15 protein-coding genes are annotated in these 16,730 nt (G+C 63.2%); 1 reads left to right on the forward strand and 14 read right to left on the reverse strand.

Annotation, left to right across the window (positions count from 1 at the left end; translation table 11 throughout):
- Positions 1–7 precede the first annotated feature (7 nt).
- From HHL25_RS21230 to HHL25_RS21265, 8 genes are all read right to left on the reverse strand, one after another.
- Positions 8–1,090 (reverse strand): hydrogenase small subunit, encoded by a 1,083-nt coding sequence (locus HHL25_RS21230; RefSeq protein ID WP_169595237.1) that lies wholly within the window; start codon positions 1,088–1,090, stop codon positions 8–10.
- 249 nt (positions 1,091–1,339) lie between these two features.
- A complete protein-coding gene (locus tag HHL25_RS21235; protein ID WP_169595238.1) occupies positions 1,340–2,782 on the reverse strand; it encodes a nickel-dependent hydrogenase large subunit in 1,443 nt (480 codons plus the stop codon).
- Positions 2,779–3,804, reverse strand: a complete 1,026-nt coding sequence (locus tag HHL25_RS21240) for an NADH-quinone oxidoreductase subunit B family protein (RefSeq protein WP_169595239.1) — start codon at positions 3,802–3,804, stop codon at positions 2,779–2,781. Before HHL25_RS21240 ends, HHL25_RS21235 begins: the two co-directional genes overlap by 4 nt.
- A 232-nt stretch (positions 3,805–4,036) precedes the next feature.
- Positions 4,037–5,110 carry a DUF2218 domain-containing protein gene (locus tag HHL25_RS21245; protein ID WP_169595240.1) on the reverse strand — a complete coding sequence of 358 codons (1,074 nt, stop codon included), beginning with the start codon at positions 5,108–5,110 and terminating at the stop codon, positions 4,037–4,039.
- Positions 5,110–5,958, reverse strand: a complete 849-nt coding sequence (locus tag HHL25_RS21250; protein WP_169595241.1) for an ABC transporter ATP-binding protein — start codon at positions 5,956–5,958, stop codon at positions 5,110–5,112. Before HHL25_RS21250 ends, HHL25_RS21245 begins: the two co-directional genes overlap by 1 nt.
- On the reverse strand, positions 5,955–6,929 hold the full coding sequence (locus HHL25_RS21255; RefSeq protein WP_169595242.1) for a FecCD family ABC transporter permease: 975 nt from the start codon (positions 6,927–6,929) through the stop codon (positions 5,955–5,957). Before HHL25_RS21255 ends, HHL25_RS21250 begins: the two co-directional genes overlap by 4 nt.
- A 62-nt stretch (positions 6,930–6,991) precedes the next feature.
- Complete coding sequence (locus HHL25_RS21260; protein ID WP_390624531.1) at positions 6,992–8,017, reverse strand: FecCD family ABC transporter permease; 1,026 nt, start codon at positions 8,015–8,017, stop codon at positions 6,992–6,994.
- A gap of 14 nt (positions 8,018–8,031) precedes the next feature.
- On the reverse strand, positions 8,032–9,030 hold the full coding sequence (locus tag HHL25_RS21265; protein ID WP_169595244.1) for an iron-siderophore ABC transporter substrate-binding protein: 999 nt from the start codon (positions 9,028–9,030) through the stop codon (positions 8,032–8,034).
- A gap of 328 nt (positions 9,031–9,358) precedes the next feature.
- Between HHL25_RS21265 and HHL25_RS21270 the strand changes: the two genes are divergently transcribed.
- Complete coding sequence (locus tag HHL25_RS21270; RefSeq protein ID WP_169595245.1) at positions 9,359–11,485, forward strand: TonB-dependent siderophore receptor; 2,127 nt, start codon at positions 9,359–9,361, stop codon at positions 11,483–11,485.
- Between the two features lie 46 nt (positions 11,486–11,531).
- Here HHL25_RS21270 and HHL25_RS21275 read toward each other — a convergent pair whose 3' ends face one another.
- The 6 genes from HHL25_RS21275 to HHL25_RS21295 all read right to left on the reverse strand — a co-directional run bounded on the left by HHL25_RS21275 (position 11,532) and on the right by HHL25_RS21295 (position 16,603).
- Entirely contained in the window at positions 11,532–12,425 is an 894-nt protein-coding gene (locus HHL25_RS21275; protein WP_205927969.1) for a helix-turn-helix domain-containing protein, read from the reverse strand.
- A gap of 265 nt (positions 12,426–12,690) precedes the next feature.
- Entirely contained in the window at positions 12,691–13,446 is a 756-nt protein-coding gene (locus tag HHL25_RS21280; protein WP_169595247.1) for an SDR family NAD(P)-dependent oxidoreductase, read from the reverse strand.
- A gap of 20 nt (positions 13,447–13,466) precedes the next feature.
- Positions 13,467–14,225, reverse strand: a complete 759-nt coding sequence (locus HHL25_RS21285) for an SDR family NAD(P)-dependent oxidoreductase (protein WP_169595248.1) — start codon at positions 14,223–14,225, stop codon at positions 13,467–13,469.
- A gap of 69 nt (positions 14,226–14,294) precedes the next feature.
- Positions 14,295–14,420: a hypothetical protein gene (locus HHL25_RS23650; RefSeq protein ID WP_261345129.1), complete on the reverse strand. Its 126-nt coding sequence runs from the start codon at positions 14,418–14,420 to the stop codon at positions 14,295–14,297.
- 26 nt (positions 14,421–14,446) lie between these two features.
- Complete coding sequence (locus tag HHL25_RS21290; RefSeq protein WP_169595249.1) at positions 14,447–15,685, reverse strand: NAD(P)/FAD-dependent oxidoreductase; 1,239 nt, start codon at positions 15,683–15,685, stop codon at positions 14,447–14,449.
- A 39-nt stretch (positions 15,686–15,724) separates the two neighbouring features.
- Entirely contained in the window at positions 15,725–16,603 is an 879-nt protein-coding gene (locus tag HHL25_RS21295) for a dihydrodipicolinate synthase family protein (RefSeq protein ID WP_169595250.1), read from the reverse strand.
- Between the last annotated feature and the right edge of the window lie 127 nt (positions 16,604–16,730).

Below are 16,730 nucleotides of genomic sequence, written 5' to 3' on the forward strand. Positions count from 1 at the left end.
GATCTGTTTAAGCGTCGGCTTTTTCGCGCTTCGTGGTGACGCGCTTGACGGCGGTCAGGGCCGCATGCGCGGCAATTGCCCCGCCCACGACGCCGGCTGCGGTCATGCCGATCTTGTCGGCGTTCGACTCGATGCCGAACTGGTGGACGTTGGTCAGGCGGTCATAGAAGCTGCCCTGATCCCAGAAGCCGTCTTCCGAGCAGCCGATGCAGCCATGGCCCGACTGGATCGGGAAGGAAACGCCGCCATTCCAGCGGACGGTGGAACAGGCGTTGTAGGTCGTCGGACCCTTGCAGCCCATCTTGTAGAGACAGTAGCCCTTGCGTGCGCCCTCATCGTCCCATTCCTCGACAAACTGGCCGGCATCGAAATGCGGGCGGCGGTAGCACTTGTCGTGAATACGCTGCGAATAGAACATCTTCGGGCGCCCCTGGCGGTCGAGCTCCGGCAGCCGGCCAAAGGTGGTGATGAAGGTGACGACGCCGGTCATCACCTCAGCGATCGGCGGACAGCCGGGCACCTTGATGATCGGCTTGTCGCGGATGACCTTGTCGATCGGGGTGGCCTGGGTCGGGTTCGGCTTGGCCGCCTGAACGCAGCCCCAGGACGCGCAGGCGCCCCAGGCGATGACCGCCATGGCGTCTTCCGCCATCCATTTCAGCTTCTCGACGAAGGGGCGGCCGCCGTCGATGCAGAACATGCCGTCCTCGTTGAGCGGCGGGTTTCCCTCGACAGCAAGGATGTACTTGCCCTTGTATTTCTCCTTGGTCTCTTCGAGGATCGCTTCGGCCTGGTGCCCGGCTGCCGCCATGATCGTGTCGTCATAGTCGAGCGAGATCATGGACAGGACGACGTCCTTGACCAGCGGATGCGCCGAGCGAATGAAACTTTCCGAACAGCAGGTGCATTCGAGCCCGTGCATCCAGATGACCGGGACGCGCTCCTTGGTCTCAAGCGCCTCGGCCATTGCCGTCGCAGCACCAGGACCGAAGCCCAGGCTGGCGGCCGTCAGGCTGCAGAATTTGGTGAAGCTGCGCCGGGTGATCCCCTGGCGGCGAATGACGTCATAGAAAGTCTCAGCAGTTGCCATAGTGCTCCTCCGGCATTCCATCCCCGATCACGGCGCCCGACGGACGTCGCAGTTCTGTCTCAGGAAGGAACAGCAAGAAGCGGACCAATTGGGACCGCGTCGAAAACTTCCCTGTCACACTATTGATATAAATGAACTATTTCTGGATTCGGGAATGGCAGCCCGGCGTCAGCAGGAGAGCTGGCCGTAAAGGTGGCTTACATCGCTGCAAACGGTCTTGCCGGCTTCGGGCGCCGCTGCCGGCCAGGCTTAGTGTGCCGTGCAAACCATGCAGGGATCAAAGGACCGGATCACATGCTGGAGGGCGGCCGACTTCGCACCGAGGCCGCCGGTGTCGAGGCCGGCCAAGGCGCTCTCGAGCGGCCCGGGAACACCGGCGACATCGCGCGGCGAGAAGTTCCAAGTGGTCGGGGCAATGATCTGATAGCGCTCAATGCTGTCGGAACGGAGGCTCACCCAATGACCGAGCGCGCCGCGGGCGGCTTCCACGAGCCCGACACCCGTTGCCTCATGCGGCAGGGCGAAATGACTGCAGAACTCTTCCTTCAGCCGAAGCTGGCGGAGCCACCCCTGCATGCTGTGGACGAGGAAAGCAGTCTCGACCAACCGGGCGACGATCCGGGTTCGCACCGAGGTACCGCCGTCGCGGGCAATGAGGGCGAGGATCAGGGGATGCCGGGCAACCGCGAGCCGGGCGACCGCGCCGGTTTCCGCGGGATAACCGGCCAGCCGCGGGGCCTTGGCCCAGGAATAGGCCCCTTCCTTCTCCGCGGTCGGCACGGTCTCGGAATCCCACGGCCTGTCCCCGGTCTTCATGAACCACGAATGCGCGACGTCCTCGGAGATACCTTCGACATCGAGAGGCGCTACCGTGCCGTCGGCTGACGCTACACCCGCGGGCATCAGCGATCCGTCCGCCGTGTGGTAGGCGCCGTAGGACAACAGCCTGCCCGGTCCCATGCCGAGCCGCGACAAGGCCAGATCGTCGGCGAGGCGCAGGAAGAAGCGGAAGTCGCCACCGGGTTCGCCCGCATAGGCGGCAAGCTCGTCCTCCGTCTCCATGGAAAAGACCTGCGCCAGCGGCACGCCGTAAAGCACCCTCTCGAGAAACACCTCGAACTCGCCGAGAAGGGTCGCCAACTGGACACGCTCGCCGACATCGATCGCCCGCGTGGTACCGCCGGGCTGGAAGGCCAGCGAATGCGGCCACTTGCCGGCGATGACGCCCATGACCTCCAGCAGACGCTTTCGCATCGGCAGGAATTCGGCCGAGCCTCCGCCACTCACCGCCTTGAAGCGCTCGACGGCACTGCCAAACCACTGACGCCCGGCATATTCGTCACGCGCGAAGTCCGGCATGAAGAACAGGTAGAAATGGGTCAGGTGATCGGCGATGTTTTCGGCCGCGTGCGCCAGGTTGGCGGCAAGATAGCCGTTCGGCGCGGCGCGGCCGCCCGCCAGGTCGCGCAGGGCAGCGGCAGCGGCAATCGACTGCGACACGGAACAGATGCCGCAGATGCGCGGTGCGACCACCAGGGCATCGAGGCCCGGTCGCCCGGCAAGCATCTGCTCGAAACCACGATAGAGCGTAGTGGTGACCTCGGCCTTGTTGATGACGCCGTCGCTGATGTCGAGGGTTACCTCGAGATCACCCTCGACGCGATTGAACGGCCCTGCGACGACGCGGCTCATTCGCCAGACTTCCCGTTGCGCCGGGGGTCGAGGATGACGCGATCAGAGGTGGCGTTTTCGCGCACACGGTCCGGTGTCGCCGATTTGGACAGGGCCGCAAGGGCGACGAACCAGGCTTTCGGCATGTCGAGGGGCAGGCCGACCGGGATGCCGCCGACCTTCGTCGTTTCGAGGAAGCCCGTCGCGGCCTCGAAGGCCGGCGAGGTGCAGGCGATGCAGGAAAAGCCGCCATGGGTGCACGAGCCGCCGCCGTTCCAGCCGCGCTGGTTGCAGTCGCCGACCGCCTGCGTCGCCTTGCAGCCAAGATGCTCCATCATGCAACCGAGATCGGAGAACTTTTCGGCGCTCGCCTTGAATTCATAGTATTCGTTGCGCTCGCAGCCGTGATGGGCAAGCGTCTTGGCGTAGAATTTCGGCCGGCCGAGCCGGTCGAGATCGCGGTCGTCGAAATCGCCCATCTGCAAGGCGACGATCGTCTCCATGATCCAGCCGGGATGCGGCGCGCAGCCTGCCACGTTGATGACCGGCAGGCCGGACCGAGAGCGGAAATCGCTGCCGAGCGCCCCACCCGAAAGCGAGCCCTCATATTGCAGTCCGCAGGCATCGGTCGGGTCCGGAGCGGCGGCATGAATGCCGCCATAGGATGCGCAGGTGCCGACCGCCAGACAATATTCGGCGTGGGGTGCCAGACGCTTCACCCATTCGAACATGGTGCGGTCGGTACCGGCGAGGCGGTTGAAGAGACCGGTGCCGTTTGGACCGCGCAGGATTGAGCCTTCGATGCAGAGAAAATCGAGTGGCGTGCGGCCCTCGGCCACAGCTTCAAGAATCTCGATTGCCTCGACGCCCGTCTCCTCACTCAGGGATGGGTGCCACAACAGGTCGATACCAAAGGCCTTCAGTTCACGCGCCCAGCCCTGGGCGCCATTGTCCAGCACGGACATGGTGCATCCGCCGCAACTGCCGGCTTGCAGCCAAAGCAAGCTCTTCGGTCGATCAACTGTGGTCTTGCCGGTGAACATAGTTGGCGAACCTCGCATCTCGGAGCGGGTCGGTCAACCAAGCGTTCGGACAACAGTCCGCCGCCTGACGGATGCCAGTGGCCGAGCGATCGTCATAGGGTCAGACATATCAGCGCATTGAAGATGCCGGGACGCCCTCGGCTGGCATATTCAATATCCGGCTATTTTTCTGCTCGATGCGCAAGGTCGTCTGGAGCCGAAACCTGTGGATCAAGCGGGCACCGTTCGATGCTCAGTCTTTTCCACCGCCGTCGCGTTCCCAATACCAGGCCACATACATCCGCTTCCGGTCATGTCCCCGCTGCTTGAGGAGGCGGCGAACCGTCCGCACATCCTCCTTCTCGCAGGCCACCCAGACAAAGGTCTCCTCGTCAATCGCGGTGATCGCATCCCGGATCGCGGCGACAAGTTTGCCGGACGAACCGGACGGATAACCATCGCGGTGAAGCCAGGTGACTGCGAGCTCACCCGCTGTCGGCAGCGGCTGTTCCTCCGCGGCATTCTTCACCTCGATTATCGCCTGCATCCGGGTACCCGGAGTGACCTCGGCAGCGATGCGGGCGATCGCGGGAAGCGCACTCTCGTCGCCGGCCAGCAGAATGGACGAGGCGACGGGGAGGTCCCCGCCACCCGGCCCCAAAAACGCTACCCTGTCGCCCGGCAGCGCGTCGCGAGCGAAGTCGGCGCCCGGGGTCGGGACGCTGGGCGCCCGATGCTGGAGGAAATCGACCCAGAGTTCACGACGTTCCGGATCGACGGCCCGGATCGTATAGACCCGTACCAGCAGTTCATCCTCGCCTTGCGGCCAATCTACACGCCCGTCTTCGCGCAGGCCAGGCCAGACCGGTGTCCTGCCTTTCGGCGGTACAAGCAGGCGCACATGCATGTCGCCGCCGACAAAGGGCGCGACATCGGCACAAGCGAACTTCACCCGACGCATGTGCGGCGTCACGTCTTCGGCGGACACCACCGTTGCCTCGTGGATGTTCGGCACGACCTTGATCCGTGAAGGATCGGACCAGGTCAGCTCGAACGGGTCATCGCCGGCGAAGTAGAAGAGGTGCTCGGCGATATTGTTGCGGCTCAGCTGCAGTGCCTCCTCGCTCGGGCCTGTCAATGCGATCAGCAACCGGTCGTCCTCGATGCGGATATCCGCGGTTCCCGTCTCGCTCGTCAGCTGGACGGCTCTCCCGTTTCGCCGGACATCGGAGTGCTCGACAAAATGCTCGCAGATCTCATCGAGCATGGCCGATGGGTTCATCGGCACGGCGGTACCCGTGAGCTTGAATTCCTGAACTCCGTTCATCACCGCTCCTCTTTCCCGAGATTGTCCATTCGTGCCGGATAGTCCCGTTCCGCAATCATCCGGTGCCGGCCGATGGGCAACATGATCGGCTTTCCCGACGTCGGGTCGGCGATGATGCGGCTCTCCAGTCCGAAGACATCGCGCACGTTTTCTGCGGTCAGAATGTCCTCCGGTCTGCCGGAGGCATGCAGGCGTCCCTGCGCCATCGCAACCAGATGGTCGGCGTAACGTGCGGCAAGGTTCAGGTCGTGGAGGACCATGACGATGGTGGTTCCACGGGTGTGGTTCAGGTCGGTCAGAAGATCGAGCACCTCGACCTGGTGGCTGATGTCGAGAAAGGTGGTCGGCTCGTCCAACAGCAGCAGATCCGTCTGCTGCGCCAAGGCCATGGCAATCCACACGCGCTGGCGCTGGCCGCCGGAAAGCTCGTCCACCGGCCGCTCGGCGAGATCAACCGTCCTCGTTGCCTCCAGGGCCGTAGCCACCGCCTCGTCGTCGCGCCGGGTCCAGCGCGAGAGCATTCCGTGATGCGGATGCCGTCCGCGGCTGACGAGGTCGACAACCGTGATGCCTTCGGGCGCAATCGGCGACTGCGGCAAGAGTCCGAGCGTCTGCGCCAGCTGCCGGGGCGGCGTGTGATGGATGGACCGGCCGTCGAGCAGGACGTTTCCCCGCTTCGGACGGAGGAGCCGTGACATCGCCCGCAGCAACGTGGACTTGCCGCAGGCATTGGCTCCGACAATCGCTGTGATCTTGCCGGGCGGAACTTCAAGGTCGAGCCCGTCGAGGACAAGGCTGTCAACGTAACCGGCCGCGAGCTGGCTGACGGTCAGGGAATGCGCGCTCATAGCGAAGCTCCGGTCCGGTTGACGCGAACGATCAGGTAAATCAGGTAGGGCGCCCCTAGAGCTCCCGTCACCACGCCGACCGGATAGCGGCCCGGCAACAGGAACTGCCCGCAATAGTCGCCGGCAAGGACAAGCAGTGCCCCGACCAGCGCCGATGGGATCAGCAGCGAGCCGGAAGCACCGGTCAGGCGGGCGGCTATCGGCGCCGACAGAAAGGCCACGAAGGAGATCGGGCCGGTCACCGCCGTCGCCACCGCGATGAGGCCGACGGAGGAGATGGTGACAAGCATTCGGGTGCGTCCGACATCGGTGCCGAGTGCGGCGGCGGTGTCGTCACCGAGCCTCAGCGCCTCCAGATCGCGGGCACGAGCCAGCAGGAGGCCACCGAAAACCGCGAGAGCAGCGAGAAGCGGGGCCGATTGTTCGATCTGCGCACCGTTGACGCTGCCCGTCAGCCAGCGCATGGCGTCCTGCAGGTCCCAGGCCGGCGCCTGCGACAGCGTGTAGGCGATAAAGCTCTCCATCATTGCCGAGACGCCGATGCCGACGAGGATGAAACGCGTTCCCGCAACCCCATTCCTGAAGGACAGGCCATAGATCAACATGGCCACGCCGAGCCCTGCGCCCACCGCGAACACCGAGACGATCGGTCCGTCGAGCCCGAGAACGACGATGGCGAAGACCGCGGCGGCGCCCGCGCCGGAACTGATGCCGATGATGTCCGGGCTCGCGAGAGGATTGCGCAGCATGATCTGGAAGGCCGCGCCGCCGAGCCCGAAGCTCAGCCCGGCGAGGACCGACAGCATCGCTCTCGGAAGCCGCAGTTGGCCGACGGTGAAGGAGGCGCCCGACACATTCTCGCCCTGCAGCACCCGGATGACATCGCGGAGCGGGGTGAAAGACTGGCCCAGCATCAGCGCCAAAAGAAAGACGGAGAGAAGCAACACGACGGCGAGAACGATCATCAGCATGCGCCGCCGCCGATTACGGCGTCGCCCGTCAATGACCCGGTCGATGGCGGGAACGGACCGGCTCACAATTCACGAACCTGCTGGCGCCTGACGATCCAGATGAAGAAGGGCGCACCGACAAAGGCCGTGACGATCCCGACATCCAGTTCGCTCGGACGGGCGACGAGACGCCCCAAGACATCCGCGGAGAGCAGCAGGCACGCGCCGGTCAATGCGGAAAACGGAAGAAGCCAGCGGTGATCGACCCCGACCAGCAGGCGGCAGAGGTGCGGCACGACCAGCCCGACAAAACCGATCGGCCCGCAGATGGCCGTCGTTGCACCACACAGCAGGATCGCGCCCAGCGCGGCACTCGCCCGCGCCCAAGCGACGCGTTCACCCAGTCCGGCGGCCATCTCATCGCCGAGGGCGAGCGAGTTCAGCTTCCGTGCCGACAGCAGGCTGATCGCGAAGCCGGCGACAAGGAAAGGCAGCACGTGAACGATGCGATCGAAGGTCGCGCCGCCCACACCCCCGATTTGCCAGGAGCGGACACCGCCGGCGATGTCGTTGCGCGAGAGGACCACGGCAATCACCAGCGAGGAAAACGCAATCGACGTGGCGGTACCGGCAAGCGCCAGCTTCAAGGGCGTTGCCCCACCACGGCCGAGCGAGCCGATCGTATAGACGAAGAGCGCGGCGACGGCGGCGCCGAGGATGGCGGTCCAGATGAAGGCCTGCGCCGAGGCAATGTGAAACCACGTGATCCCAACGACGATGGCAAGCGATGCGCCCATGTTGACGCCCAGGATGCCGGGGTCGGCGAGCGGATTGCGGGTGACCCCCTGCATGAGCGCTCCGGCCAATGCAAGGGCCGCCCCTGAAAGAAGAGCGAGCACCGTTCGCGGGATCCGGGCAGCGATCGCCGCCTGATCGATGCTTTCGACCCGACCACCAAGCGCCGCGACGATGTCGGGCCAGCCCACCGCGCGCGTCCCGACCGCCACCGAAAGAACGCCGAACACCGCCAGCGCGACAACCACTCCGGCCAGCCAGAGCAGCCGTAGTTGCTGCGTCTTCTGGACGAAGCTCTTGCCTTCCGCCAACATGTCGCCTGCCGCCGTCATTCAGACTTCTTCGCAGCCCCGGCCAGCCGGTTGACATAGTCCTTGAGGACCCAGGATATCGACAGCGGGGTGGGATTTGCCGCCGTACCGACCGGATCACTGCCCAGCATGACGATCGCACCGTGTTCGACGGCAGGCATCCGGGAGACCAGCGGGTCGTTCTTCATCGCCTCCAGCAGGGCGTCGCTGCCATAGGTCACCACGATGTCCACGTCGCCGAACGTGTCGATCCGCTCGGCGCTGACGGAGCCGGAGAACTGGCCCGGCCGGGTGGCTTCCCTGACGCTCTTCGGCAGGCCCAGCCCGAGATCGGCAAAGAACTTTACCCGGCTATCATTGGCCGTGTAGAAGTTGACGATGCTGAGGTTCGTGGTGTCGAGATGGGTCACGAACATCGCCGTTTTGCCCTTAAGCTCAGGATGCCCGGCAACGGTACCGGCGATCTCGCCCTCGATGCGCTCAATCAGCGCCTCGCCCTCGGCGGCCAGACCCAGTCCGGCGCTGTTGAGGCGTATCATCTCGCGCCAGTCGGTGGCCCAGGCCGAGTCAGGATAGGCGACGACGGGGGCGATCTGGCTCAGCGTGTCGTAGTCGGCCTGCGTCAGGCCTGAATAGGCAGCGAGAATTACATCGGGCTGCGTCGCCGCAACCGCCTCGAAATCGATACCGTCGCCCTCATCGAAAAGCGCGGGGCTCGGCGCACCGAGTTCCGCCAGTTTTTCAGCCACCCAGGGCAGCAGCCCATCACCATCATCATCGCCGAAATTGGCCGCGGCAAAGCCCACGGGCACGACGCCAAGCGCCAGCGGGACCTCGTGGTTTGCCCAGGCAACGGTTGCAACCCGTTCCGGCTTCTTAGTGATGGTCGTGGTGCCCAGCGCATGCCTGATCGTGATCGGGTAGATCGTGCTGTCGTCGGCGCGGGCGCCGGTGAAGGCAATCATCGACATCCAGATTGCGGCGCATGGCGCAAGAAAACGAAAGAAGCGCGGCATTCGCCAATTCCCCAGGCGGCTTTAAGTTGACTTTTAGTTTCAGGTTCATCAGTCGAGGTCAAGCCTGATCCGGACGCCGGCGGAAGGGCGCGTGTAATTTCCGTAGATTCCTACAAAAACGAGAAAAGTTACAATACCGGATTAAATTGCTCAAGTTAAAAGCCCCATGGGGAAATCAGACGGACCACGACGGCTGCGCCTTCGAGAGGGGATCTCGGTCTTGCGGCAGGGAACGCTCTCAACGTGATGCTCTCCAAGCCTGCCTTCCGAATGACCGGCGTCCTTGCCGACTGCCGGCATCAGCAACATCAATTTCTGGAACGTGATCATGAACATCAAAATGACGAGCGAAACATCGAGGCGCCGCCTGCTCCGTTGCCGCCATGCGGTTCTCCTCGGCTGCACGGCCATCGTCGCCCTCGCTCCCCTTTCGCTCCGCGCTCAACAGCTCGACGATGCCGATGAGAGTACCGTGCTCGAGACGATCACGGTCCAGGGTGCGGGCAGCGCGGACGACGATGCGAAGTCGATCGTCGCGACCAAGACTACGAGCGGCAGCAAGATCGCGACCGAAATCCTCGACACACCGGCTTCGGTCTCCGTGATCACGGCGAAGGAGATCCAGCAGCGGGGCGCACAAAGCGTCGAGGACGTGTTGGACTACACGGCAGGCATCACGACCGACTTCTACGGTTCCGACGACCGCTATGACTACTTCAAGATCCGCGGCTTCGATGCCTATACGTATCGCGATGGGCTCGCGCTCGGTGCGCCGTTCGGCGGCATTCGCGAAGAGCCCTATGCGTTCGAGCGCGTCGAGGTTCTAAAGGGCGCCAATTCGACGGTCTTCGGCGTCTCCGATCCCGGTGGATCGGTCAACTATGCGACGAAGCTGCCGAAGAGTGAACGGTTCGGCGAAGCCTATGTCTCCGGCGGCTCCTACAGCCATGCGGAGGTCGGGTTCGACTTCGGCGACAACATCACCGAGGACGATACGCTTTCCTATCGCCTGACGGGCAAGCTTCAGAACGCGGAGAAGGAATATGACTACTCCGAGGATGACGAGAAGTTCTTCATGGGCGGCCTGACCTGGCGCCCGACCGACGCGACAAGCCTTTCCATTGTCTATGACCACCTCGACAAGGACAGCGTTCCCGGCGGCGGCGGCCTGCCGGTGGGATATGACCTCGACAGGAGTGTTTTCCTCGGCGAGCCGGCCTACAACTACGACACAACGGCGCGCGACACGGTCAGCGTCATGCTCGACCATGACTTCGGCTCGGGTCTGACCTTCAACGCCAATGCCCGCTACAGCAAGTCGGAGACCGGCTTCGGCTACGCCTATGTCTACGAACCGGTGGACAACGGGGACACCATCGCCAACCGCTATTTCTTCGGCAACGACAGCTCCGACGAAGACTTCATCGTCGATGCCCACCTGCAATATGACACGAGCTTCGAGACGGTGGACAGCCAGACGCTGGCCGGCGTCGGCTACAACACCCATTCCGGCGATGCCGATCTCTTCTGGGCTGCGGCACCGGGCATCGACTGGACCAATCCGGTCTACACCGGGGCGCCGACCTATGCTGCGCCCTACAGCAGCACCTCGTCCGAGCAGAACACCAAGGCTCTCTATGTCCAGCAGAACCTGACATTCTCCGAGAAGCTCATTGCGACTGTCGGCCTGCGTAACGATTGGCTCGACCTGCAGGAAGACAACAAGCTCACGGGAACATCCAAGGAAGGCGATTTCAGCGAGTTCACCAAGCGGCTCGGCCTGACCTACCGCCTCACGGAGCAATTCGCGACCTATGCGAGCTATGCCGAGTCGGTTGCGCCGCCCTCGATCGGGGTGGAGCCCGAGCGCGGCACACAGTACGAGGTCGGCATCAAGTATCAGCCTGAGGAATTCCCGGCCCTGTTCACCGCCGCCGTCTATGACCTGACCAAAGACAACATCACCCGCACCAACCCGGCTACCAGCCTGCCGGAAACGATCGGCGAGGTGCGGGTTCGCGGCGTGGATCTCGAAGCAAAGGCCGAGCTGACCAACAATCTCAGCCTGACGGCGGCCTATTCCTACATGATGTCGGAGATCGTCGAAAACGGCACCTCCGGAAACGAAGGCAACGAAATGTCCTTCGTTCCCAACAACGTGGCGTCCGTTTGGCTCAACTATGCCCTTGAGGGCAACGGCTCGCGCGGCGACATGACGTTCGGACTGGGTGCGCGCTACCAGAGCGCCTACTACTTCGACAACGCCAATACCCAGTCGACCGATGGCAGCATCGTCTTCGACGCGTCGTTCAGCTACAAGATCCAGGAAAATACCACGCTGCAGGTCAATGCCAGCAACCTGTTCGACGAAAAACACGTCGCTTACGGAGGCTTTGGCGCAGACTGGTACAATCCGGGTCGTGCAGTCTACGCGACGCTTCGCCAGACCTGGTAACGACCTCATCCCACCCGGGCCCCCCGGGTGGGATGAACGTCCCGGATCAGGGTATCTGCTGGACGCGGCGCCAGGCCGCCGGCGTCTCGCCGGTGATCTGGCGGAAGGCCTTGGTCAGGTGGGCCTGATCGGAAAATCCGAGCTGGACCGCGACATCTGCAACAGTCAGATCGCTTTCCCGCAGAAGGATCTGCGCATGCTCGATCCGTTTTCCGAGCTGCCATTGCAGGGGTGTCTTGCCCGTCGTCTGCTTGAACACGCTGGCGAACCAGCTCTCTGACAGACCGACGGTTGCCGCCATCTCGGCCACCGTCATGCGGCCATCGCTGCGGGCATCGACACGGGCAACCAGCTTGTTCATCTGCGCCTGCGTCAGCCGTCCGTTGACCTGATCTCCACCCGGCTCGGGGAGATCGAGAAGGCCGGTCACAATGCTGCCGACAAGGCTTTCGGCGAAGGCCGCATGTCGGGTCGGATGGGAAACTTCCGCGACAAGGAGGCTTGCGAGGGTTTCGATGGCCTCGACATCCTGGATCTCCACCGGGCGCCGCAATGCCGTCCGTGCGACCGACGTGCCCACGGCAGGAGCAAGGAACCGCAGCAGCCGGTCCTTGTGGAGATGCAGATCCAGATGCGAGAACCGGTGCGGGGATGTAAAGCTGGTCCAGAGCGGCACGCCGGCGGGCACATAGATCGCCCTCGTCATCGGGCGGTCGTGGTGGCCGAAGGCAGCTTCACGGTTCGACATCCGGATATGGGATGACACGTCATTGAAAAAGACGACAATTCGCGGGTCGGGCGACAGGTAGTAGGCACGCGCTCCGGCCTGCCCCTCTGCGTCCCAGTAGACCCCCATGAGGCCGTCGAGACCGCGCCATTTTGCCGGCGCGATCGCCTTTATGCCTTCGGTATGGCAGGTCATGGAATGACGATAGTTCAACGCCGGTGGTCGTCCTTTTCCGTCGGGAAGGATGGGCATGCCTTTCCGGAAAGGCGGTGCAGTCGGTGCAGCTCTTGCGAGGAGCTTTACCATATAACATGACTACTTTAATCATATTTATCCGCGGAGACAAGCCGCGCTATCTTTCACCGACTAAGGGCTCGCTCGAAAGAACTCCCCCTGCTGCGACGAGGGCCGCAAGCGTCGCCTGCGATCCTCCCATTTCTTGCCGCTGAAATCGCTATCGATGGCCGAGCCAAAAACCTCAAGCCACAGCCTGGGCGCCGGTGATCTCGACCAGCGAGCCACAGATGAAAGCCGCCTCGTCCGAGGCAAGGAAGGCGACGAGTGCCGCAACCTCTTCCGGTTTTCCGATGCGTCCGAAGGGAACCAGTTTGTCGAGATCGGCAATCGTCCGGCCGGAGCGCTTGACGCCGGCTTCGAGCATCGGCGTGTGGATCTCTCCCGGGCAGACGGCGTTCACGCGGACCTTGTCAGGCGCGTAGTCGCGGGCAAGGTTCTGGGTGAAGGCTGCAACCGCAGCCTTGGTCGTGTTGTAGGCAATGTGGTTCGGCGCCGGATAGAGCCCCCATTGCGAGGCGGTATTGACGATGGCGCCGCCACCGGCCTCGATCATGTGGGGAAGCGCTGCACGGCACAGGTGAAACATCGAATCGAGGTTGACGGTGAAACTCACGTCCCAGTCCTCATCCGACAGCGACAGCAGATTGCCGCGCCGGTTGATGCCGGCATTGTTGACCAGCACGTCGATCCGGCCGTTCACTGCAAAAACCTGCTCGATCAGGGCGAAGCAGGCATCCTTCTTCGCGATATCGGCGGTAATCGCCTTGGCCTTGCCGCCGTCGGCCTCGATGCCTTTTGCGACCTGTTCCGCAGCGTTGGCATTGACGTCGGTGACGACAACCAGCGCGCCTTCCTGTGCGAGACGCCGCGCAATGGCCGAGCCGATTCCTCCACCAGCGCCCGTCACGATCGCGACCTTGTTTTCGAACCTCTTCATCGGAATCTCCATGAGTGAACCTAACGGATGTAGCTGCCGCCGTTGACGTCGAGTGTCGCGCCGTTCAGCGATGCCTGAGATGCGCGGAAACAGAAGGCAACGAGGTCTGCGACGTCCTCGGGTTCGGCCATTTCGCCGATCGGGATATCGGCAACCGCCGCCTGTTTTCCATGTTTCGCAATAAAGCCGTTCGCCATGTCGGTGCGGACCCAGCCCGGCGCGATCGCAACCGCGGTGACACCGTCCGGACCGAAAGAGCGGGCGATGGATTTGGTGAGGTTGACGAGCGCCGCCTTGGTCGCGCCATAGGGCATGGCGTCGGCCGCATAGCCTCGCTGAGCCGCCCGAGAGGCCATGTTGACGATACGGCCTCCGCCATGCGCCTTGAAGTGCCGAATGGCTTCCCTCGGCAGATCCGCTGCGGCAAAGAAGTTGATCTGGAATTCCCGTTGCCATGCGGCTCGCCACTCGTCGGGATCTGCCTCGACCGAAATGCGGCTGAGAACGCCGGCGTTGTTGACGAGACCGTGTATACGTCCCGCCATGTCGATTGCCTGGGCCCACAAATCGAAAGCGCCGTTCGCCGACGACAGATCTGCGGAGAGGATGAACCCGCTGTCGCCTATTTCGCCGTTCAGACTCTCGGCGCCCTTGCGATCGCGGCCAAAGTGAATGATCGGGCGCGCACCTTCGGCGGCCAGCGCCTTGACGATTGCTCGGCCGATACCACCAGAGGCTCCGGTAACGAGAATAGTCTGGCCTTCCAGCGGTCTATTCATGGTCTTCCTCCTGTTTGAAGCACCAGCCCCCGGAGATCGAGCCCCGAAAAGCGCGTGAACTGCTTGACCTCAAGATAGCTCGATGGCCCCCAACGGCCGGATACGGACAAAGCGGCCGGTGTCGATAGCGGCGAGCACCTTTTTGCCCCAGACCGGCAAAACCCGCTGATCGTCGATGTAGAGTTCATTGCGCATGGTGGCCTCTTGTGGCGGGGAACACTTCAGAAACGATCGACACGAAAGGGTTTGAGGTCGACGGGCGGTGTGATGCCGGACAGCAGATCACCCATCAGCCGCGCACAGGTCGCCGCATAGGTGAGGCCGAGATGTCCGTGACCGGTGGCATAAAAGAGACCGCTTCTTTTCGCGGATGGCCCCATGACCGGCACCGTGTCGGGAAATGCCGGCCGATGCCCCATCCACTCCGTGGCGTCCTCGACCCTGAGATCGGGTAAGGCCTCCTGCGCCCGCTTCACCAGCACCCTGGCGCGCCGAAAATCCGGCGGGGCCGCGAGACCCGCCATCTCGACCGTGCCCCCGATGCGGATACCGCCCGCCGTCGGGGTCACCATGAAGGCCTTCGCGGGCCAAATGATCGAATGACGCATCGAGATGCCGGGCGCCATGACCTGGGTGTGATAGCCGCGTTCGGTCTCCAGCGGGATGGGCTCGCCGACGAGGCGCGCAAGCTCGGTCGAGAAGGCTCCGGCGGCGATCACCGTCTTGTCGGCAGCAATCCTGCGTCCGTCGTCCAGACACACCGTGTCGATCGCACCGTCCGTCTCTTCAAAGCCTGCGACATTGCCCTTGACCACCGTGCCGCCCATCGCCTGGAACTGCTCGGCTATGGCCGTCACCAGTCGGTAAGGGTCGGATATCGATCGATTGTCGGGGAAAAGGACAGCCTTGGCGATCCTTGTCGTCAAGGCCGGCTCCAGATCCCGGATCGCCGCCGCGTCGAGAATCCGGTGGCGGAATCCGAAGCGTTCGAGGATCTCGATATGGTCACGGTCGGCCCGGAACTCGGCGTCATCCGCATAGAGGCTCAGGCAGCCTTCTTCCGACATCATGTGCGAAAGACCGGTCTGCTTCAGCAGCGCGTCGAGATCCTCATGAACCCGCCGGCACAACACCGCCCCGGCCTCTTCCAGTTCCCGAAGCTTGGCTGGCCGGCTCGCCGCCAGAAAGCGCAGGAACCAGGGAACCAGTCGTGGCAGATAGGACGGACGGATCCGGACGGGCCCCTCCGGATCCATCAGCCATCCCGGCATCTGCTTCCAGATCGCGGGACGTGACGCCGGCATGAACTCGGTCACGGCAATGCTGGCCATGTTGCCGAACGATGCGCCCATTCCGGGGGCCTCACGATCGATCAGCAGAACGTCGTTGCCGCGGCGCTGCAGGTCATATGCGAGAGTGGTGCCGATGATGCCGGCGCCGACGACTGCGATGGTGGCCACTGATTTCGTCCCCAGCCGACGTTGTTTCGTTCGACTTCCTCACCAGTTCAGGATCGGTTCCATCGCGGCGCGGAAATCGGACTTTTCGCTTTCCGTCAGTTCACCGAGCGGTGCGCGGCAGAGGCCGACAGGCGTGCCCTGCAGCTCGCAGCCATACTTGATCTTCTGGACGAACTTGCCGCTCTCGAGGATGTTCATGGCACGGTAAAGCACCGTCATCATCTCGCGGGCCTTGGCGAGATCGCCGGAGCGGAAGGTCCGGTCGAGATCGCAGCAGGCCTTCGCCATGCAGTTTGCCGGCCCGCAGATCCAGGCGTCCGCGCCCCAGAACATGAAATCGAGTGCAATGTCGTCCGAACCCGAGACGAGGTCGATCCTGCCCTTGTAGCGTGCGTGGATGTCGACGGCACGCTGCAGCACGCCGGAGCTTTCCTTGATGCCGATCACCCGGGGATCATCCGCTAATGCGTCCATCAGATCGAAGGAGATCTCGATCCCGTCCTTCGGCGGGTAGTTGTACATAACCAGATTGACACCAGTCGCATCGAGAACGGCGCGGTAATGCGCGAGCAACTCCTCCTGCGTCGGTCGCGTGTAGAAGGGTGTGGCGAGCAGTACGGTGTCGTAGCCGATTTCCCGGGCGCGCGCAGTGTTCTCAATGACCTCTCGGGTCGCCGGCGCGTTGGTCCCGGCAATCAGGATCTCGCCGTCCCTGGCGAAATCCTTCACGAACTTCAACACGTCCTCGCGTTCCTCGTTCGACATCGAGAAATATTCGCCCGTCGACCCCATCGGGACCCAGCCGGCGACACCGGCCGCTCTCAGGGCAATCATGTGTTTTTCGAGTGCCTTGAAGTCCACCTTGTTGGCGGCATCGAACGGTGTGACCAGAGCGGGCAGAACGCCGGTGAGCTTCATTGGGGTCTCCTTTTGACGGATTGCAGATTGCGGGTTTTGCTGAACGCCCACAATCGATTCATTGTCGTCTACATGTCGACACAAAATACATGTCGTCTACATGTCGACAAAGTCAAGCGGCAAAATT

This window comes from Rhizobium terricola (assembly GCF_012927355.1).
Lineage (GTDB): Bacteria > Pseudomonadota > Alphaproteobacteria > Rhizobiales > Rhizobiaceae > Allorhizobium > Allorhizobium terricola.